Origin of the sequence: Bacillus paralicheniformis (assembly GCF_002993925.1) — a bacterium.
In the GTDB taxonomy this organism is placed as follows: Bacteria; Bacillota; Bacilli; order Bacillales; family Bacillaceae; genus Bacillus; species Bacillus paralicheniformis.
On the sequence record NZ_CP023665.1, the window covers coordinates 1,485,726 to 1,507,109 of the forward strand.

Here is a 21,384-nt window from a genome sequence, read left to right on the forward strand (position 1 = left end):
ATGGAGGTGAAAAGGATGTCCGGTGCGGAAACGATCCATAACACAAAAGCGGGGCGGGTATTCGATTGGTTTAATGTGCTCTTTCTCGGCTGCTGCGGGCTGATAACCGTCTTGCCTTTTCTGTATATTATCGCGGGATCTTTTGCAACGGAGGCCGAGCTGGCGGAAAAGAGCTTCTTTATCTTTCCTGAGACATTCTCGCTTGACGCGTACCGCTATATTTTTTCAACGCCGACATTTATCAGGAGCATGGGGGTGTCTGTGTTCATTACGGTTGTGGGAACGATTGTCCAGCTCTTTTTTACATTTACGATGGCCTATCCTCTTGCGAAACGGCACATTAAGGGAAGAAACCTGCTTTTGAATCTCGTTATTTTTGCGATGCTTTTCAGCGGAGGAATGATTCCGACGTATATTGTCGTCAAATCACTGGGACTGCTCGATTCGTACTGGGCGCTAATATTGCCGATGGCGATTAATCCGTTCAATCTTATTATTATTAAAAACTTTTTTCAGCAACTTCCGAAAGAACTTGAGGAGTCGGCAAAGATTGACGGCTGTTCAGAAATCGGCGTGTTCTTAAGGATCGCGCTGCCGCTGTCAAAGCCGATTATTGCAACTTTTGCGCTGTTTTATGCGGTCGGGATTTGGAACGACTTTTTCCATGCTTTGCTGTACATCAATGACAGCGCGAAATGGCCGCTCCAAATGGTGCTGCGCCAAGTGACGATTCTTTCGGATCTGACGGGGACGACGAATGATATGATGGAAACGGTGCCGCCTGAACAATCGATTAAACTGGCCGTCATCGTCATTGCGACGCTGCCGATTTTAGCCGTGTATCCATTTTTGCAGAAGCATTTTGCCAAAGGCATTCTGATCGGGTCTGTGAAGGGATAAAAAAACCGCCTGGCTCATGAGCCGGCGGCTTGCGGCTCAGGCAGCTGAGCCGTTTTTATTTCTTTTTTTCATCCAAAAATAAACCGGGAGACCGACGAGGCCGATCAAAATTGACCACAGGCAGCTGTAAAAGTCAGTGATAAGCGTGCTGACAAGAACAAACAATGACCCGAGAATAGCCGCAACAGGCAGGTAAGGGTAGAGCGGCACGCTGTAAGCTCTCCCTTGGCCGTTCTTCCGTCTCCGCAAAATAAACACCGCGAAAAACGCCATGACATAGAAGATGTAAATCATAAAAATCGAAACCTCTGACAGCTTTTCCGGATTGCTGATGATCATTAAGATGACAGCGAACATCATCTGGACGATGACCGCGATCCAAGGCGTATGGAATGTCGGATGAACATGCGAGATCCAGCGGGAGAACGGAAGCTGTTTTTTCTCAGCCATCGCAAAGATCACGCGCGGAAAAGACAGAACTTTTCCGTTTAAGCAGCCGAAGATGCTGACGATAATTCCGATGGAGATCAGCTTGCCGCCGATCGGTCCGAACAGCATTGTAGCGGCTGTGCTTGTCGCATTTTCACCAAGCTTGACAATCTGATCGGCAGGAAGAATGTGAAGCAGCGCCAAGTTAATGAACAGGTAGCAGGCTGTGACGATCAGTATCCCGCCTGTCATCGCTTTCGGGAGCACTTTTTCCGGGTTCTTCATTTCTCCGCCGAGTGCCGCAAGAAGGATCCAGCCGTCATACGCGAAGAGCGTCGCCAATACCGCCGCTCCGAAGTTTTGGCTGGCGATGCTCTCCGTAACTGTACTGAAAATATGTTCATTGCCCTGCCATAGACCGAACACAATGATACATACAATGGGAATCAGCTTTCCGATCGTTGTGACCGTCTGTACCGCTCCGCCGTATTTTGTTCCGACGATGTTGACGATGCATAAAAAGGCGACGGTGATAATGCCGATGAGTGCAGTCCATGATTTATCCCAGGAAAACAAGTTGGCCACTAGCGAGCCGAAATATAATCCGAGTGCGCCGATGATGGCCGGTCCGTAGATGATAATCTGCACCCAGCCGCATAAGAACCCCCAGAACTCGCCGTAAATTTCTTCAAGATATGTGTAAAGCCCGCCCGTTTTCGGAATTTGAGCGCCCAGTTCGGCGATTGTCAGCCCGCCTGCTAGCGTCAAGATTCCGCCAAGGATCCAGGCAAAAAGAGCAATTTGTGCGTTTCCGGAATAGGAAAGCACGCTGCCGGGCTTCATAAACACGCCGGAACCGATGATCGTTCCAATCACAAGAGATAGCGCAAATAACAAGCCTATCTCTTTTTTTAGTCCGTTTGCTTCTGCATTCATTGCGATGCCTCCCATTGATGTAATCTCTTTTATAGAAAACTATTTTTATATTGTAATACCTTTTTTAAAAAAGAAAAATTAAATAAATTTTCAGATTTTCTCATTTTTTGTGTATGTTAAACATTTTAAGGTCGTAAAACCCGAAGGGGACAGGAATAACCGAACCTTTTTAAGTCATTTCGGAGTTATTGTTAGTTTTTTTAGGGGCAGACAGGAAAGAAGGTCTGTAAGCCGGTTTGGTTGACTTTTCAAATCAAATCGCCTATTTTTGAGAAAGAAGAAATCTCGAATTCGAGATATTTAATGAGGAGATGATAGAATGAACGTAAATGGCATCCACCACGTATCTGCTTTAACTGCCAACGCTCAACATAATCTGGATTTCTATGTCAAAGGGCTTGGCATGAAACTGATAAAAAAATCAGTCAATCAGGATGAGCCGACGATGTATCATTTGTTTTACGGTGATGAAGTCGCGTCGCCTGGTTCAGATTTGACATTTTTCGAGATTCCGATGCTTGCCCGGAGGCGGGAAGGGACGAACTGCATTTCGTCCGTATCACTTCGGGTTCCCGGTGAACAAGCACTCGAATTTTGGAAGAAGCGGCTTCATGAGCTCGGCGCAGAGACTTACGGCATCGAGACGCGTGCGGGGCGGAGTGTTCTCCGCTTTTTAGACCATGAAGGACAGAACATGATGCTTGTGGCTGATGAAAAGGGAAAAGATCATGGAGTGCCTGTGAAAAACGGCGTCATTCCTGAGGAGGTCGCGATCAGGGGGCTCGGCCCGGTCGAATTGACTGTCAAGGACGCCGGTCCGACAGCTGCGGTGCTGACCGATATTCTCGGCTTTCATAAAATCGGTGAGGAACAGGCTGATGAAACCGGCCGTACGCTTCACATTTTTGAATCGGGTGAAGGAGGAGCAGGCGCGGAGGTGCATGTGAAAGAGTCAGATGACGGCAGAAGAGAGCGTCCCGGGAGAGGAAGCGTCCATCATGTCGCATTCCGCGTCAAAGATGAAGAAGAACTTAAGCGGTGGCATGAGATAATCAGTGAGAACGGCTTTTCGAATTCAGGGATTGTGGAGCGCTATTATTTTAAGGCGCTGTATTTCAGAGAACCGAACGGCATACTTTTTGAACTGTCGACTGACGGGCCTGGCTTTGCCGTTGATGAATCGATCGATGAGCTCGGCCAAAGCCTTGCCCTTCCGCCGTATCTCGAGCATCGGCGGAAAGAGATTGAAGCGCGGCTGAAACCGATTCAATAGAAAACGAGGTCCTGAAAAGGACCTCGTTTTTTTATATGAAAGGCATCCGGCGCAGCCGACAGCCTAAAAGGGGGGCATGCTGTTAAGATGATGCGGATTCTTTTTGGTCAAGCGTCATTTGTTTTGTCATTGTTTTGCCATTTCGAATGAGGGTAACCTTTACCGTATCCCCGATTTTTGCATCGTTGTAAAGAAGGTTGCGCAGCGCGCTTCCCGTATCGGTTTCTTTTCCGTTAAAGCTGACGATGACATCGTTCTCTTTAAGGCCCGCTTTATCAGCAGGGGAGCCTGAAGCGACCTGGCGGATGTAGACGCCTTTGTTTAACTGGCTGCCGCTTAATCCGAGGGTGCCTGTTTGATAGTTTTCCGGCACCTGCTCAAGATCCATCATGCCGATTCCGATAAACGGACGCTCAATTTTTCCTTTAGACATCAGCTCTTCTGCAATCGGTTTGACATCATTGCTTGGAATCGCAAATCCGATGCCTTCCACTCCGCTTTCACTGATTTTCATACTGTTGATGCCGATCACTTCGCCCTTTGTATTCAAAAGGGCGCCTCCGCTGTTGCCGGGATTGATGGCCGCGTCTGTTTGAATGACGTTCATCTCGGTTTGGCCTGCGGACGTATCAACGGAAACGGTCCGATCAACACCGCTGATGATGCCTTGCGTCACCGTGCGGGACAGATCTTTGCCGAGCGGATTTCCGATTGCAATGACCGATTCACCCGCTTTCAAGCTTGAAGAATCGCCGAAAGATGCGACTTTTTCGACGTGTTCAGCGGAAATTTCAACAACGGCAAGGTCTGTCAAGGAATCGCTGCCCAGCAATTTTCCTTCCACTTCTTTGCCGTTTGACAGGGAAACCGTCAGTTTAGATGCGCCTTCGACAACGTGGTTATTTGTAATAATGTATGCTTTGCCGTCTGCTTTTTTATAAATGACACCTGAGCCTGTGCCTGTTTCTTGTTCGCTTGAACTGCTGTTGTTGCTGTTGCTTTCAAACCCAAACATACCGCTTTCCGTTTGTTTTTGATAGTTTGAAATACCGACGATGGCGGGAGATACATTTTCCACCATTGTTGAAATGTCAGACGAATTGGTGCTGGACAATTTTTCGGTATTCGCTTTATTGGAAGAAGCCGATGAGTTCGACGTCTCATTAGTTTGTGTCTGGACAGATGTATTGGCCGTTTCGTCTTTGCTATGCTGGTATGTCGTGACACCGAGAACGAGGCTTCCCCCGATGATGCCGCTGAGGATCGGCGTCATCCATGAGAGTCTCCGCTTTTGCTGTTCTGCTTTTTTTATCGCCTGGTCGGGCTTTTGATCGGAGACGATGAGTTCGTTTTTCGTTTCAAGCTGATCTTCTCTATTATATTCCATCATTTTCACGCTCCTATTGTTATCATATCCTTTGATGCCTCAATCATAATCAAAGACTGTGGGATAAACATGAAAACATTGTGGGAAATTGTCAAAGAAAAAGGATAGAATAAATAGGGTGCTATTTATAATATGACATGTCAGAGGTGTTCTAAACGTTGAAAAAGATTGGATTTATCGGATACGGAAGTATGGCACAGATGATTGCGGTGAAACTGCTTGATCAGGAGAAAATCAGCGATGACATGGTGGTCGTCAGCTCAAGGAATGACGGGAAAACAGGGGAGCTGAGAAAACTTTACCCGAATGTCGCCTGTCAATCAGCCGAAGAGCTCGCCAAACAGTGCGGCCTGATCTTCATCTGTGTACCGCCGATGGCGGTAAAGGAAACGCTTGAGAACATACAGCCGTTTCTTCAGGAGGATGTCCACATTGTTTCGATTGCCGCGGGGGTCGAGCTTGGCCGGCTTCACGACTGGACAAGCGGACAGGTGACGAGATACATTCCGACCCTCACATCTGAAGCCGGGATCGGTGTTTCGCTTGTTGTCCACGGCGAGCGGGTTGCTGAGGCGGACAAAAGCCGGCTGGAAGAATATCTTTCCGTTTTCAGCACAGTCAAACAGATACATGAGAGAGATATTGACGCTGCGAGTAATTTAACAAGCTCTTCACCAGGGTTCATCGCTTCGATCTTTGAAGAATTTGCTCAAGCTGCCGTCAGAAACAGCAGTCTTACGAAAGAAGACGCGTTTCAATTTCTGATTCATTCATTGCTGGGAACGGGCAAGCTGTTAATGGAAAAAGACATGACGTTTGCACAAACGCTTGATCGGGTGGCGACAAAAGGCGGCATAACCGGAGAAGGGGCGAAGGTCATTCAAAATGCCATGCCGGAAGTCTTTGACGAGCTGTTTGCCAGAACGATGAAGAAGTATGAAGACATTAAAGACGCTGTCCGCCGGCAGTGAGCTGCGGCATTTATCGACATATCCGGACATCCCAAAGCTGCCTGATCAGGCAGCTTTTTTATTTGCATTCGACAATATTCATCAAAATTCCAATTTTATATTAAATTTCTAAAATTACCAATGGTTATTGCATTTCTATTAAAATTCTAATATAATTTGTTAGAATATTCCCAAAATAATAAAAAATTTGAGACGTTTTTCATAAGGGGTGGTTTTTTGTGAAGCTGTATATGTCTGTTGATATGGAGGGGATTTCCGGACTTCCGGATGATACGTTCGTCGATTCAAGCAAGCTGAACTATGAGAGAGGCCGGAAGATCATGACGGACGAGGCCAATCATGTGATTGACGAAGCGTTCAAAAGCGGATGCAGAGAGGTGCTTGTCAATGACAGCCACTCTAAAATGAACAATCTGTTAATTGAGCGGCTCCATCCTGAAGCGCTGCTCATTTCGGGAGATGTCAAACCGTTTTCGATGGTCCAGGGACTTGACGATACATGCGATGGTGCCGTGTTCGTCGGCTACCATGCGAGAGCATCGATGAGAGGCGTGATGTCTCACAGCATGATTTTCGGCGTCAGACATTTTTACATAAACGATCAGGCGGTGGGCGAGCTGGGGTTCAACGCTTATGTTGCCGGTTATTACGGCGTCCCGGTTATCATGGTTGCCGGTGACAGCGAGGCGGCAGCTGAGGCGGAGGAACTGATTCCGAACGTAACGACAGCGGCCGTCAAGGAAACGATATCCCGTTCGGCGGTCAAATGCCTGACGCCGGAGAAAGCGGGGCAGCTATTAAGAGAGCGGACGGCATATGCGATTCAAAACCGCGATCAAGTCAAGCCGCTCACGCCTCCGGACAGGCCGGTGCTGCGGATTGAGTTTGCCAATTACGGGCAAGCCGAGTGGGCGAGTCTAATGCCGGGTGCTGAAATCGAACCGCAAACGACGACTGTCCGCTATCAAGCGAAAGACATTCTTGAAGCCTATCAAGCGATGCTTGTCATGACCGAGCTTGCGATGAGAACAACATTCTCCTAGGAAGGTGGGATGAAAATGGCGGGTTACATCATGAAGCGGCTTCTGTCGATGCTGGCGACCATTTTGGTGATCACGACATTGACCTTTGTGATGATGAAAGTGATTCCGGGCTCTCCCTTCAATGAAGAAAGAAACACGAATGAAGCGGTTCAGCGCAACCTTGAGGCTTACTATCAGCTTGATGAGCCTCTCTTTGTTCAATATTTGTATTATGTCAAGTCGATCGTTACCTTTGATTTCGGGCCATCGATCAAGCAGCCTTCACAAAGCGTGAACGATTTGCTGTCAAGAGGGTTCCCTGTTTCATTTGAGCTGGGGATGACGGCGCTGATTATGGCGGTCATTTCCGGGATCGTACTCGGAATCTTTGCCGCGCTGCGGCAAAACGGCGTCATCGACTATATAGCAATGACCATTGCCGTTCTCGGCATTTCGGTTCCCAACTTTATTATGGCGACCTTGCTGATACAGCAATTCGCCGTCAATTGGAATATATTCCCTCCATCGACATGGACGAGCCCGCTTCATATGGTGCTTCCGACTGCGGCTTTGGCAATGGGGCCGCTGGCGATTATCGCCAGGCTGACCCGTTCCAGCATGATTGAAGTGCTGACACAGGATTATATCCGAACGGCCCGGGCTAAAGGGCTTTCCCCTTTTAAAATTGTCATGAAGCACGCCCTGAAAAACGCCCTTATGCCAGTCGTAACGATTCTCGGGACGCTTACTGCTGCGATTTTAACGGGAAGTTTCGTCATCGAAAAAATCTTTGCGATTCCGGGCATGGGAAAATATTTTGTTGAAAGCATCAACTCCCGCGATTACCCCGTGATTATGGGTACCACCGTTTTTTACAGCATTATCCTCATCATCATGTTGTTTCTTGTCGACATGGCCTACGGAATCCTGGATCCGCGTATTAAACTGCATAAGAAAGGGTGAGCATATGAGCCTTCCAGTCCGCACAGAAAACGAAGCGTCTTCAGGCAGTGATATCCCTGTTGAATGGTTTGCCCCGCTGAAACAAAAGCAGGATGAGCGTGAATCCGTTGCAAGGCCGAGTCTGTCATACTGGCAGAACGCCTGGCGGATTTTAAGGAAAAACAAGCTGGCGATGGCGGGATTGGGCGTGTTAATCTTCCTGTTCATCATGGCTGTTCTCGGACCGGTTCTTTCTCCGCACAGCGTCACCCAGCAGACGCTTTCCGAGCAAAACCTGCCTCCGTCGATGGAGCATTGGTTCGGAACCGATGAGCTCGGCCGCGATGTGTTTACAAGAACGTGGTATGGAGCGAGGATTTCACTGTTTGTCGGCGTGATGGCGGCTTTGATCGATTTTGCAATCGGCGTCATCTATGGCGGTATCTCCGGCTATAAGGGCGGCAAAACAGACCATGTCATGATGCGGGTCATCGAAGTGCTGCATGGACTGCCTTATTTATTGGTCGTCATTCTTCTCATGGTCATGATGGGGCCTGGACTCGGGACGATCATCGTTGCGCTGACTGTCACCGGCTGGGTCGGCATGGCGCGGATCGTCAGGGGTCAGGTTTTGAAGGTGAAGCATGATGAGCATGTTCTCGCATCCAAAACCTTCGGAGCGAAAACGGTAAGGATCATCAGGCGGAATCTCCTTCCGAACATGATGGGAGCGATCATCGTCCAGATGACCTTGACGGTGCCGTCGGCCATTTTTGCCGAAGCGTTTCTCAGTTTCCTCGGTTTGGGCATTCAAGCCCCGTTTGCGAGCTGGGGTGTCATGGCGAACGACGGCCTTCCGGTGATCTTATCGGGACACTGGTGGCGGCTGTTTTTTCCTGCTTTCTTTATTTCATTAACAATGTTCGCTTTTAATGTCGTTGGAGACGGACTGCAGGATGCGTTAGATCCGAAGCTGAGGAGGTAATGTGTTTTTGCGGAAAAAAGTATTGGAAGTCGAGAATCTGCATGTTTCATTTACGACATACGGCGGCACGGTCAAAGCCGTCCGCGGCGTGAGCTTTGAGTTATATGAGGGGGAGACGTTTGCGATTGTCGGTGAGTCGGGATGCGGAAAAAGCGTGACATCGCAAAGCATCATGCAGCTTTTGCCGAAGTTTTCGGCAACGATCACAGACGGTGCGGTCCGCTTTAAGGGAAAAGACTTGCGCCATCTGTCCGAAAAAGAGATGAGAAAGATCAGAGGGGCCGAAATCTCAATGATCTTCCAGGATCCGATGACAGCCCTGAATCCGACCTTGACCGTCGGAGACCAGTTGACAGAAGCGCTTTTGGAACATCGGCCCGTGTCTAAAACAGACGCTCGAAAAGCGGTCATTTCGATGCTTGAGCTCGTCGGGATTCCGAATCCGAAAGAGCGTTTGAGGCAATATCCGCATCAATTCAGCGGCGGGATGAGGCAGCGGATCGTGATCGCCATGGCGCTCATCTGTGAACCGGAGATTCTGATTGCGGATGAACCGACGACCGCGCTCGATGTTACCATTCAGGCGCAAATTCTTGAGCTGTTTAAAGACATTCAGCGGAAAACCGGTGTATCCATCATTTTAATCACCCATGATTTAGGTGTAGTCGCACAGACGGCGGACAGAATCGCCGTGATGTACGCCGGGAAAATAGCGGAAACGGGAGCGAGGAGGGATATTTTTTACCGTCCGCAGCATCCGTATACAAAAGGCTTGCTGCATTCCGTTCCGAGGCTTGACCTTGAAGGTGGAGACCTCGTTCCGATTGACGGGACGCCGCCAGATTTGTTTTCTCCGCCTGAAGGGTGTCCGTTTACGGCGCGCTGTTCCTATGCAATGGAAGTATGCGGCAAGGTTTATCCTGCCGTTGCAGAAGTCTCGGCGGGGCATCGTGTGTGCTGCTGGCTTCAGGATGAAAGGGCGAAACGGGCTCTGCTGACAACATAATCATGAAATCGATTTTCAATGGGGGGATTTGATGAAAAGGCTAGCGAGCGTATTGGCTGCCGCAGTTGCGGTCATTCTGCTGTTCGGATGTACGGCAAATGAACAGGCTGGGCAGGAAACGAAGAAGAAAGCGAAAGAAACGGCTGGAGAACAAGTCCTGAGGCTGAACAATGAAAATGAACCGACATCTTTCGATCCGCCGATCGGCTTTAATAATGTCTCATGGCAGGCGCTGAACAATCTGATGGAAGGTTTGACTAGGCTTGGCGCAGACCATGAACCGGAAGCGGCGTCCGCCGAAAAGTGGAACATTTCCGACGATGGGAAGACATATACTTTTACAATCCGTGATGATGCCAAATGGTCGAACGGAGACCCTTTAACCGCTGGGGATTTTGAATATGCGTGGAAGCGTCTGCTCGATCCGAAAACGGGCTCTTCCGCCGCGTTTTTAGGCTACTTTATCGAAGGCGGCGAGGCCTTTAACAGCGGAAAAGGTGCGAAGGATGATGTCAAAGTCAAAGCGGAGGATGAAAAAACGCTTAAGGTGACACTCGAAAGTCCGCAGCAGTCGTTTTTAAGCATTGTAGCCAATCCGGCTTTTTTCCCGGTTCCTCAGAAAATCGCCGAAAAAAATCCGAAATGGCATGAAGAAGCTGCTACATTTGTCGGCAACGGTCCGTTTAAACTGACAGAATGGAAGCATGATGAAAGCTTTACGATGGTAAAGAGCGATACGTATTGGGACCGGGATACTGTGAAGCTTGATAAAGTGACATGGGCGATGGTCGATGACAGAAATACCGACTACCAAATGTTCGAGTCGAATGAGCTCGATACGGCTTATGTCCCGGCTGAAATGAGCGAGAAGCTGATAGGTTCTGACGAGGTGAAGGTGTTCGATCAGGCAGGTCTTTACTATTACAGATTCAATGTCAATAAAGAACCGTTCCAGAATGAAAAGATCAGAAAAGCGTTTGCGATGGCCGTCGATCAGCAGGAAATCGTCGATTATGTCACAAAAAATGGTGAAAAACCGGCCCACGGGTTTGTGTCTTCGGGAATCAAAGGGCCGAACGGCAAGGATTTTCGCGAGGAAGGCGGCGATTTGCTCAAATATGACGCCGATGAAGCGAAACAGCTGCTCGAAAAAGGCATGAAGGAAGAAAACTACGAAAAGCTGCCCGCTGTTACGCTGACATACAGCACAAAACCGGAGCATAAAAAAATGGCGGAAGCGATTCAGCAGAAGCTGAAAAGTACGCTCGGCGTCGATGTGAAGCTCGCCAATATGGAATGGAATACATTCCTTGAAGAACAGAAGGCGCTCAAATTTCAATTTTCCCAAAGCTCTTTTCTGGCTGATTATGCGGATCCGATCAACTTCCTGGAAAGCTTTCAAACCGGTAACGCAATGAACAGAACCGGCTGGAGCAATTCAGAGTATGACGAACTGATCAAGGCGGCGAAAAATGAAGCTGATGAAGAAAAACGCACAGAGCTGCTGCATCAGGCTGAAGAACTGCTGTTTGAAGGGATGCCGATCATACCGATCCACTTCTATAATCAAGTCCATTTGGAAAAGGAGAATGTGAAAGGCATCGTCCGTCATCCGGTCGGCTACATTGAACTGAAATGGGCCGAAAAAACGTCATGATCAAACTTGTCCGTCTGCCACTTTCTTTGTGCACGCCACCGCACAGAGGCGGGCGGACTTTTCATAAAGGGGGATGTCTCAGTTGAATATTGCGCCTCAAAGATTAATGCAGGGAGATACAGTCGGTGTGATTGCGCCGGCCAGTCCGCCCGTCCCCGAAAAGCTTGACCGCGCCGTCCGGTTTTTAAAAGAACTCGGGCTTGAAGTCAAAGTGGGACGTTCAGCCATTGAAAGACACGGCTATTTGGCGGGGAACGATGAAGAGCGCTTGGAGGATCTGCACGACATGTTTGAAGACCGTTCGGTCAAAGCTGTCATCTGTGCCTGCGGAGGTTACGGCACGGCGAGGATTGCCGAGAACATTGACTACCGACTCATCAAAAGCCGCCCGAAAATTTTTTGGGGCTATTCAGACATCACTTTTTTACATACAGCGATCAGGCAAAACACCGGACTTATTACATTTCACGGTCCGATGCTCAGTTCGGATATCGGCAATAAAGACGTGCATCCGCTCACCCGGCGCTCTTTCCGGCAGCTGTTTCAAAAAATGACGCTCACCTATACAGAGGAGCTGTCGCCTTTGGAAACGCTCGGAAACGGTGCGGCGAAAGGGGAGCTTGTCGGCGGAAACCTCGCTCTTCTGGTGACGACGCTCGGTACGCCTTATGAAATTGATACGAAAGGAAAGCTTTTGTTTATCGAGGATGTCGATGAAGAGCCTTACCGAATTGACCGGATGCTGAATCAATTGAAAATGGCCGGGAAATTATCGGACGCCGTCGGCATCCTGCTGTGCGATTTTCATAACTGCTCCCCGAAAAAACGCGGTGAGTCACTTACATTAAAAGAAGTTTTCCAAGATTATATCGCCGCTGCAGGAAAACCGGCGCTGTCAGGCTTTAACATCGGCCATTGTTCACCGAATATCGCCGTTCCGGTGGGGGCGCAAGCCGTCCTTGACGCCGACAAAAAACAGCTTACGATCGATCCGGGAATTTCTTGATGGAAAAAGGAGGCTGCTATGAAGATTGCCGAAATGACGACAAACCGTATCGCCGTGCCGCTGAAAAAACCGTTTAAAACAGCGCTTCGAACTGTCCGCACAGCGGAAGCCATCATTGTCAAATTAACGGCTGAAAACGGGATGACAGGCTGGGGCGAAGCGCCTCCGACTGCCGTTATTACCGGTGAGACGCTTGACAGTATTGAGGGGGCAGTCAACACGATATTCGCACCGGCGCTCTCCGGGCGCAACTTGCGAATGGCGGAGGCGATATTTCATGACATCGACAAGCTGATTGTTGGAAATACAAGCGCAAAGGCCGCTGTAGAAACAGCCGTCTACGATTGCTTGGCGCAGCTTTGCGGTCTTCCCCTGTATCAATTGCTGGGCGGATACAGGCGGGAGATCGAGACGGATTTTACTGTCAGCGTCAATGACCCGGAAGAAATGGGGAAAGACGCGGCCCGTTATGTAAAAGATGGGTTTCGTACGCTCAAAATTAAAGTAGGAAAAAACGATATGGCAACAGACCTCGAACGGATCAGGGAAATCCGCAAACAAGCGGGGGCCGCTGTCCGGATCCGCGTGGACGCCAATCAAGGCTGGACGGCGAAACAGGCTGTCAAAGCCATTCGGAAAATGGAGGATGAGGGGCTTTCGATCGAGCTTGTCGAACAGCCGGTTCACCGATGCGATCTCGAAGGCTTGAAACAGGTGACAGATGCCGTCGATACGCCGATTATGGCGGACGAAAGCGTGTTTACCCCAAGGGATGCTTTTCACGTACTGAAAACGAGAAGCGCCGATCTCATCAATATTAAACTGATGAAAGCGGGCGGCATCCGCCAGGCGTTGAAAATCAACGCCATGGCAGAAGCGTGCGGAGTGGAATGCATGGCCGGAAGCATGATCGAAACAAGGGTCGGCATCACAGCAGCCGTCCACTTCGCAGCAAGCCAGAAAAATGTGACAAAATTCGATTTTGATGCGCCGCTCATGCTGAAGAAGGATATTGTTGAAGGCGGCATCCGCTATCATGGAGGAACGATCACGATACCGGATGCTCCCGGACTCGGTATCACGAAAGTCAACCATTGAGAGGGGGAAGATGAATGAGCCTTTATACGACAACCGTCTCGGTCGCCAACGTCTGGACCAGTCCGGAAGCACCGCGCCGCATTGACCGGTTGATGCTGGCAAATCCCGTACATGTAAGAAGCTGGCTTGACGCAATGTCCTTCGATGAGCGTCTTGAGCTGTGTACGGCAAACCTTGTTCAAACACAGGTGCTTTTCGGAGAAGATGTGCAGCTTATAAAAGAGCGGGAAGGCTGGGCTTTCGTCATCATTCCCGGGCAGCCGTCTGCAAAAGACGAACGCGGCTACCCGGGCTGGATACCAAAGGAATGCCTGGCCGAAAAAAGCCCGGCGAAGTCTGAGACAAACGCCGTCATTCAAAAACCGACGGCTTTTCTATATGATGACAAGAAAATGAAAGTTCTTGAACTGAGCTTTCTCACTAAGCTGCCCGTTTTGTCTTCAGACGGTATTTGGTTTGAGGTTGATACACCGCTCGGACGCAGATGGCTGAAAAAAGAAGATGCGGATATCGAAACACCTGTAAAAGGCAGTGGAGACGACATCGTTCAAACCGGTGAGGCGTTTTTGAACCTGCCCTATCTTTGGGGAGGAATGAGCGGTTTTGGCTACGATTGCTCAGGATTTGTCTTCAATATGCTGAAGGCGAACGGCTGCTCAGCGCCGCGCGATGCCGGCGATCAGGCGAACAGCGGAAAAGAGGTGTCCTTCAGCAGCCCGAAGCGGGGCGATCTACTGTTTTTCGCATATGAAGAAGGCAAAGGGCGGGTTCACCATGTCGGCATTTACTGCGGAAACGGAGAGATGCTGCACTCTCCAAAAACGGGAAAATCGATTGAGGTCATACCTCTTAAAGGCACAATTTATGAAAAAGAGCTGTGTGCCATCAGGCGCTATTTTTAATTAAAACGGGGGGATTGGCATGCAAACCGGCGCTTTATTGAAAGTCAGCCGTCTCAAAATGCACTTTGACGCCGGAAGGGGCAAAACGGTCAAAGCGGTCGACGGCATTTCATTTGATATTAAAGAAGGAGAGACGTTCGGACTCGTCGGAGAATCGGGCTGCGGCAAGTCGACTTCCGGAAGGGTGCTAATGCGCCTTTATCAGCCGACAGAGGGCGAGGTTACATATCGGGGAAAAAACATCCACAATTTGAGCGATGATGAATCATTCCAGTACAACCGCAAAATTCAAATGATTTTTCAAGACCCCTATGCTTCACTAAATCCGAGGCTAACGGTCAGGGAGATTATGACAGAGCCTATGGAAATCCACGGCCTGTACGGAGGGAAAAAGGCGCGTCTTGAAAAAGCGGACGAGCTTCTGGAAGCAGTCGGCCTGCACAAAAGCTTTGCCAATCGCTATCCCCATGAGTTCAGCGGCGGACAGAGGCAAAGAATCGGCATCGCCAGGGCGCTTGCGCTTGAGCCTGAATTTATCGTCGCTGATGAGCCGATATCCGCACTTGATGTCTCCGTCCAGGCGCAAGTCGTCAACCTTTTGAAAAAGCTGCAAAAGGAAAAAGGGCTCACGTTTTTATTTATCGCCCACGATCTTTCCATGGTGAAGCACATCAGCGATCGGATCGGCGTCATGTATCTCGGGCACATGGTCGAGATCACCGACAGCAGCCGGCTTTATCAAGAACCGCTGCATCCTTACACCCAGGCGCTTTTATCGGCTATCCCGATTCCCGATCCGGATGTGGAAGATAAGCGGAAACGAATCATACTGAAAGGCGAGCTGCCAAGTCCGATCGATCCGCCGAGCGGCTGCGTTTTCAGAACGAGATGTCCCGCCGCGACGGACATTTGCACCGCCAAAAAACCGCTCTTAAAAGAAGCCGATGACGGTCATTTTGTCGCCTGCCATCTGTATGACGGCGACGCGAGAAATGAGGAGGACGGCATGAAGGTGACGCTGCAGGCGAGGTGAAGCAAATCCCAGCATAATTCGTGCTCTCTATAAGAATAATAACAATCAAAAAGGAGACATGAAGATGCTGGAAGATAAGACGTATAAACTGGGTTTGGCTCTCTCCGGCGGCGGATTTCGCGCCGGATTTTTTCATATTGGAGTTTTGTCAAGGATGGCTGATATAGGCCTGCTTCGTCACGTTGACTTGATTTCAGCAGTTTCAGGAGGGTCAATCATCGGTACACTGTACTACCTGCGTTTAAAAAAGCTGTATGAAAGTAAAAAAGGAGCTGAAGTAAAAGATGAAGATTATCAAAATATGATGGTCGAGATACAAAACGATTTTCTCAGAGCAGTCCAGTGCAACATCAGACTTCGCACCTTTACTAACCCTTTGAAAAACTTGAAAATGTGTTTGCCAAACTACTCGCGCAGCGACTATGCAGGCGAACTTTTTGAAAAATTCATGTTCAAACCAGTGGGTGCGTTTTGCGAATGCAAGCGATGTATCTACATGCACGATTTAACAATAAACACGACTATAAAAAATGCGAAAATTCCCAAGCTATTGATGAATGCCACTGTTTTAAATAACGGCCATAATTGGGTATTTACCAATTCGGGAATGGGGGAAATCGATAGGGATAAAAGTCTTTTGTTTGTTGATGGAAATTTCAAATTGGAACGTGTCAAATCCTATCAAGACTTATGTAAAAGTAACTGTCATTCACGGTGTGAAGAACAAAATAAACGGAAACGCGGACCGTGCAAGCATAGTTGTTTCAGGCTGGGCCATGCTGTTGCTGCTTCAGCAAGCGTCCCTGGAGTCTTTGTCCCCCTTGCCATCAGTGATCTTTATGAGGAAGGCATTCGGGTGCAGCTTGCTGATGGGGGTGTTCATGATAACCAAGGGATTAGTACTCTGTTGAGTGAGAGACCTAAGTGCACTCATTTTATTATTAGTGATGCGTCTAAGCAAATGGAAAGCGAAAAAGAACCGTCCACGCATATCCCTGGAGTTGTGGGGCGAAGCGCCAGCATTCTCGCCGATCTGGTGAGGGAAAAACAGATTTCAGGCCATATGAAAAAATACCATCGCACGACAGCATTGTTGCACTTGAAAAAGCGGCTGTCAATTGACTCGATCCCGATCAAAAATCAAGAAAGACAAGGCTGCTCGTTTAAAGGGCCTTACCACACATACGGTGTCAACGAAGAAGTTCAAAACCTGCTTTCAAAAGTCCGGACAGATCTTGACTCTTTTTCTGAAGTCGAAGCCTACTCATTAATGCTTGACGGGTACAAAATGAGCGAGTACGAGTTTAAGCGATCCCAAATAAAGGATCTTGCCGCGAAGTCTCCTATAAAACCAAAGAATTACCGCTTTTTCGAAATAGATAGCTGGCTTACGGCAGAAGAGATTCATCCATATTATAAAAGGCTTTTAACAGCTTCAAGCAAAACGTTGTTTAAACCTTTTAGAATAAACAGAGGTCTGGGGAATATCGGCATTTTAGTTGCGGTATTTATAGGAATTATGCTTATGCCTAACATCGAGATTCCTTCTAATATATCCTTGCCAACAGTGCTTTTCATTTTGCCAATTTTGTATGTACTTCTTTTAAAAGCAATATATACCGGTCGACTCAGAAACCCTGCAATCAAAATTTTGTTTAAAATTGTTCCTGCGGTATTGATCGCTTTAACGGGATTTATCTTTGTGAATATGTACCTTCTAGTGTTTGATAAGCTCTTCTTATACTTTGGCAGTATGCAAAAGTTAAAAAGAAAAGCGTAAAAAAGAGCCTTCATTCTGAGGCTCTTTTACGTACAGCTACGCTCAATCGGCAATGTACAGCATCTGAAAGACCCGCCGGATTTTATGATCTCGGATAAGTCGATTTCGATGACCGTATAGCCCCTTTTTCTGAGCTCCTGATTCACGTGGCGGTTAACAGGCAGGCTGATCACGGTTTTATTGCCGATGGACAGAACGTTTGTACCGAGTTGGAACTGTTCATCATCCGTAATTTCAATCATCTCATAGCGTTTTTTCAAGACGTCGTATTCTCTTTCTCCTAAGGCTTTTGGATAGACAAGCGCTTCTGTCGGCGAAAGAATGTTGAAGACGCAATCCAGATGAAGGAACGTTTCTTCAAACGGAACCGGTATGACTTCATAAGAGGGAAGCCTGCGCTTCAGTTCTTGGACGGCCGAGAACGTCGTTCTGTGGCTGATACCGGCATATATGGTATTTTGGTCGACGAGGATGTCGCCGCCTTCGATTTGATAGCCTTCATTAAATGTGGCCCAGGAGATCTGTTCTTTTGCCAGCCATTCCTGCAGGACGTTTTCTTCGCCCTGGCGGATGTCGGCTGATAGCTGCGCGGAAAACACAGTGTCTCCGATCGTAAACCCGATATCGCGCGTGAAAACCTGTTCCGGAAATTGGCTTAAAGCAGGCAGAATCACGACTTCAATACCCCGGCTCTCCAATTCTTTTATCAATGTATGATGCTGGCGGACGGCCAGCGTTTTATCGATATTATCTTTTTGAAAATACTTTTGTGTTTCATTGATCACTTCTGCAATCTCCATATATTCCGGTCTGCATAACACCACTTTTTTTAAGACGTCGTATTCGCTTGTACAGCCCGCCCCGCGGTTTTTTTTCGATAATGCTGAGTCCATTTTGATTCCCCCGTCCTCTCTTTAGTCATTTCATTATTCCCTTCCCGCAGCGAGAAATAAACCTTTTAGCCAGAAAATCTGACAGTCAGCCGGATAAAAAAGTTTAGACAAATGAATTCTAATAGTGTTTAATATAGAAAAAATCCACTTTACAAACGCATCTTAGTAGACATCAAAGGAGTAATGGATGATGAATGGACCTGAAAAGAGATACTGCAAAGAATCAAAAGTTGTCAAAACAAGCAGGGTATTTCCGCTTGATACGAACAATCACAACACCTTGTTCGGCGGCAAGCTGATGAGCTATATCGACGATATCGCTTCGATTTCGGCAGCGAGACACTCGAGGTGTGAAACCGTGACAGCTTCCATGGATTCCGTCGATTTTCTCGAACCGATCCGCCAGGAGGATTCAGTCTGCCTTGAATCTTATGTGACATGGGTCGGCAGAACGTCAATGGAGGTATTCGTCAAAGTCATTAAAGAGCATTTGCTGACAGGCGAACGAAAGCTTGCGGCGACATCCTTTTTAACCTTCGTGGCGCTTGATCAGGACGGCAATCCTCAGGCCGTTCCCCAAGTTGTACCGCAGTCTGAAGAAGAAATCATGCTGCACCAGACCGCCCGGCAGCGCGCCGAAGAACGGAAAAACCATCGCAAACACAGCAAAGCACTGGCTCAGGCGCTGGCTGTTGACAAACCTTGGTAAACATACGAACAAAACCCCGGCTCAGCATCAGTTTGCCGGGGTTTTGCTGTGCAATGAATACACAACCCAATATTTGTTCAAAATAAATGACAAAAAACGGAAAGAAGTTTTGGGTGAAATGCTTGAATTTGTATGGACTTTTTTAGCCAAACCTGCTTTAGTGTTCTCTATAGCTTATATTCTTTTTCGAATCGCAGGGAAGAAAGCAGTTTCGCAAATGACGAACTTCGATCTTTTGCTGACATTTGCGATCGGAACGATCATCAGCGAACCGATTCTTACTTCTAAAATCTCAATGTCCATTTATTATGCCCTTTCCTTTCTGATCTTCTATTTGTTGATTGAAAAGCTGTCATTACACAATAAATGGCGCTGGTTTCTTGTCGTCAGCCCGACTGTGCTGATTCGAAACGGCAATATTGATGAAGGGGGATTAAAAAGAGAGCGGCTGACCGTCAATGAACTGCTCGGCAAATTGCGCGAAAAAGGCTATGCCGATCCGAAAGATATCGACATCGCCCTGATTGAAGAATCGGGCCAGATCAGCGTGATTCCCAAATCGGAAGCGAGGCCTGTACAGCCGCGGGACCTCAGCTTGGAGACGAAGCGGAATTTCGTGCCGATTCCGCTTATTTTAGACGGCGAAATCATCGAACACAATTTAAAATACTTGAAAAAAACGAAAGAATGGCTGTTTCAAAAATTAGAGGATCAAGGGATTAAGCAAGCGATGCTGCCAACCATTACGCTCGGCACCCTGAACGAAAAAAATGAGATTATGATTGATAGGGAAGATCCCGGCAGCCCGTTAACTGATGATCCATATCTTTATAAACCGGGGCAAGACCATTAATTTTCGCCGAATAGGCGATTTTTTTATTTTGTGTTATTTCAGAAAAATATTAAGAGTCTGTTCTTTGCTACATCTGTAAAATGAAACGGGTCATATGTCATGAAAGTTGAAAATGGTGTCACAAAAAATAGGAGGAAAATATGTTGTTTTCTGTATTTTTATAGCATATATTAGTTTTTGTGAAAAAATTTTGATGGTAGGTGCAATTGATGAAAAGGTTTTTTAGTGTAATAATTTTGGGCGCCCTGCTGCTGCTCGGCACTTCTGTGCCAATCGAAGCGGCAGACTACGGACGCGACGTCCTCGGCTCAAAAGACGGCTGGGGCGCTTATGGAAAAGGAACGACCGGAGGCGCTGACGCTTCTTCTGATCAGGTATATACGGTCAAAAACCGCAAGCAGCTTGTTGAGGCATTAGGGGGAGACAATAAAAAGAACAGCGAAAATGATACGCCGAAGATCATCTATGTGAAGGGAACAATCAATCTTAGTGTTGATGATGACAACAATCCTTTAGGCTATGAAGATTATAAAGACCCTGAATATTCGATCGAAGCGTATCTCAAAGCTTATGATCCGAAGAAATGGGGGAAAAAGGAGCCGTCAGGAAAGCTTGAAGAGGCAAGGCTCCGCTCCAAAGACAATCAGAGGGAGCGTGTCTTGATCAGAGTCGGTTCAAACACGACGATAATCGGGCTCGGAGATGATGCGAAAATCGTCGGCGGAGGCCTTTATGTCAAAAACGCGGAAAACATCATTATCCGCAATATCGAATTCGAAAACGCGTACGATTTCTTCCCTGGCTGGGATCCGACGGATGGGAGCAGCGGAAACTGGAATTCAGAATATGACAACCTGCTGATTGAAATGTCCAAAAATATTTGGATCGACCACTGCTCATTCAATGACGGAGATCAGCCTGATGAGCTGAACGAAACGTATTTCGGGCGTGAATTACAGCATCACGACGGACTGCTGGATATCAAAAAGCAGTCGGATTTTATTACGGTATCCTACAGCATATTTTCAGGACATTCTAAAAACACGATTATCGGATCAAGCGACAGCTACAAAGCAGACAACGGTCATTTAAGGGTGACATTCCACCACAATCTCTACGAAAATATAAAAGAGCGGGCACCGCGCGTCCGCTACGGAAAAGTGCACATTTACAACAACTATTTTAAAAGCACGAAAGACAGCTACAATTATTCATGGGGTGTAGGCTATTCTTCAAAAATTTATGCTGAGGACAACTACTTCGACCTGCCGGAAGGAACGAAGCCTCAAAAATTGATGAAGGTCTTTAAAGGTGACGCTTTATATGAAAAAGATACGGTCGTAAACAACCAAAAAAGCGTCGCAAAAATCGATGTTGTCAGCACATACAACAAAGCAAACCATACGTCTGTCAAAAAATCGGCCGGCTGGAAGCCGACGCTGTTTGAAAAAATCGACGACGCAGAAGATGTGCCGACAATCGTTGAAGCGCAGGCAGGCGCAGGAAAACTGAAGTAATATACGCAAAGCGGACATGGTGTCCGCTTTTTTTGTTCGGGTATCTTGCAATACAAAATACCATATGTTATGATTCGTCTATCTT

19 protein-coding genes are annotated in these 21,384 nt (G+C 47.8%); 16 read left to right on the top strand and 3 right to left on the bottom strand.

Annotated elements, in window-relative coordinates; genetic code table 11:
* The first annotated feature begins 15 nt into the window (after nt 1-15).
* Nucleotides 16-900: a carbohydrate ABC transporter permease gene (locus CP943_RS07605; RefSeq protein WP_020451072.1), complete on the top strand. Its 885-nt coding sequence runs from the start codon at nt 16-18 to the stop codon at nt 898-900.
* Between the two features lie 36 nt (nt 901-936).
* On the opposite strand, the gene CP943_RS07610 is transcribed toward CP943_RS07605, so the two are convergent.
* On the bottom strand, nt 937-2,265 hold the full coding sequence (locus CP943_RS07610) for an APC family permease (RefSeq protein WP_105981358.1): 1,329 nt from the start codon (nt 2,263-2,265) through the stop codon (nt 937-939).
* Nucleotides 2,266-2,584: 319 nt separating this feature from the next.
* On the opposite strand from CP943_RS07610, the gene CP943_RS07615 reads away from it, so the two are divergent.
* Nucleotides 2,585-3,538: a ring-cleaving dioxygenase gene (locus CP943_RS07615; RefSeq protein ID WP_035338894.1), complete on the top strand. Its 954-nt coding sequence runs from the start codon at nt 2,585-2,587 to the stop codon at nt 3,536-3,538.
* A gap of 82 nt (nt 3,539-3,620) precedes the next feature.
* On the opposite strand, the gene CP943_RS07620 is transcribed toward CP943_RS07615, so the two are convergent.
* Complete coding sequence (locus tag CP943_RS07620; RefSeq protein ID WP_035339418.1) at nt 3,621-4,925, bottom strand: S1C family serine protease; 1,305 nt, start codon at nt 4,923-4,925, stop codon at nt 3,621-3,623.
* A gap of 158 nt (nt 4,926-5,083) precedes the next feature.
* On the opposite strand from CP943_RS07620, the gene proG reads away from it, so the two are divergent.
* The 11 genes from proG (at nt 5,084) to CP943_RS07675 (ending at nt 17,327) form a co-directional block, all read left to right on the top strand.
* Nucleotides 5,084-5,896, top strand: a complete 813-nt coding sequence (gene proG / locus CP943_RS07625; RefSeq protein ID WP_035338892.1) for a pyrroline-5-carboxylate reductase ProG — start codon at nt 5,084-5,086, stop codon at nt 5,894-5,896.
* 218 nt (nt 5,897-6,114) lie between these two features.
* Nucleotides 6,115-6,939, top strand: coding sequence for a M55 family metallopeptidase (locus CP943_RS07630; RefSeq protein WP_023856762.1), 825 nt, complete (start codon nt 6,115-6,117; stop codon nt 6,937-6,939).
* A gap of 15 nt (nt 6,940-6,954) precedes the next feature.
* Nucleotides 6,955-7,881, top strand: coding sequence for an ABC transporter permease (locus CP943_RS07635; RefSeq protein ID WP_095290153.1), 927 nt, complete (start codon nt 6,955-6,957; stop codon nt 7,879-7,881).
* A gap of 4 nt (nt 7,882-7,885) precedes the next feature.
* A complete protein-coding gene (locus tag CP943_RS07640) occupies nt 7,886-8,845 on the top strand; it encodes an ABC transporter permease (protein WP_003180946.1) in 960 nt (319 codons plus the stop codon).
* 7 nt (nt 8,846-8,852) lie between these two features.
* Entirely contained in the window at nt 8,853-9,851 is a 999-nt protein-coding gene (locus CP943_RS07645) for an ABC transporter ATP-binding protein (RefSeq protein ID WP_023856765.1), read from the top strand.
* Between the two features lie 31 nt (nt 9,852-9,882).
* Entirely contained in the window at nt 9,883-11,508 is a 1,626-nt protein-coding gene (locus CP943_RS07650) for a peptide ABC transporter substrate-binding protein (RefSeq protein WP_105980905.1), read from the top strand.
* Nucleotides 11,509-11,581: 73 nt separating this feature from the next.
* Nucleotides 11,582-12,514, top strand: a complete 933-nt coding sequence (locus CP943_RS07655; RefSeq protein ID WP_223254842.1) for a S66 peptidase family protein — start codon at nt 11,582-11,584, stop codon at nt 12,512-12,514.
* Nucleotides 12,515-12,532: 18 nt separating this feature from the next.
* Nucleotides 12,533-13,612: a mandelate racemase/muconate lactonizing enzyme family protein gene (locus tag CP943_RS07660; RefSeq protein ID WP_026579832.1), complete on the top strand. Its 1,080-nt coding sequence runs from the start codon at nt 12,533-12,535 to the stop codon at nt 13,610-13,612.
* Nucleotides 13,613-13,626: 14 nt separating this feature from the next.
* A complete protein-coding gene (locus tag CP943_RS07665) occupies nt 13,627-14,514 on the top strand; it encodes a C40 family peptidase (RefSeq protein ID WP_003180957.1) in 888 nt (295 codons plus the stop codon).
* 19 nt (nt 14,515-14,533) lie between these two features.
* Complete coding sequence (locus tag CP943_RS07670; RefSeq protein ID WP_003180959.1) at nt 14,534-15,547, top strand: ABC transporter ATP-binding protein; 1,014 nt, start codon at nt 14,534-14,536, stop codon at nt 15,545-15,547.
* A gap of 64 nt (nt 15,548-15,611) precedes the next feature.
* Nucleotides 15,612-17,327 (top strand): patatin-like phospholipase family protein, encoded by a 1,716-nt coding sequence (locus CP943_RS07675; RefSeq protein WP_025812033.1) that lies wholly within the window; start codon nt 15,612-15,614, stop codon nt 17,325-17,327.
* 26 nt (nt 17,328-17,353) lie between these two features.
* Here CP943_RS07675 and CP943_RS07680 read toward each other — a convergent pair whose 3' ends face one another.
* Nucleotides 17,354-18,220 (bottom strand): dimethylarginine dimethylaminohydrolase family protein, encoded by an 867-nt coding sequence (locus tag CP943_RS07680; protein ID WP_020451088.1) that lies wholly within the window; start codon nt 18,218-18,220, stop codon nt 17,354-17,356.
* Between the two features lie 190 nt (nt 18,221-18,410).
* On the opposite strand from CP943_RS07680, the gene CP943_RS07685 reads away from it, so the two are divergent.
* From CP943_RS07685 to CP943_RS07695, 3 genes are all read left to right on the top strand, one after another.
* Entirely contained in the window at nt 18,411-18,929 is a 519-nt protein-coding gene (locus CP943_RS07685; RefSeq protein ID WP_023856769.1) for an acyl-CoA thioesterase, read from the top strand.
* Between the two features lie 118 nt (nt 18,930-19,047).
* Nucleotides 19,048-19,782, top strand: coding sequence for a DUF421 domain-containing protein (locus CP943_RS07690; protein ID WP_026579830.1), 735 nt, complete (start codon nt 19,048-19,050; stop codon nt 19,780-19,782).
* 209 nt (nt 19,783-19,991) lie between these two features.
* A complete protein-coding gene (locus tag CP943_RS07695; protein WP_105980906.1) occupies nt 19,992-21,299 on the top strand; it encodes a pectate lyase family protein in 1,308 nt (435 codons plus the stop codon).
* Nucleotides 21,300-21,384: the final 85 nt, after the last annotated feature.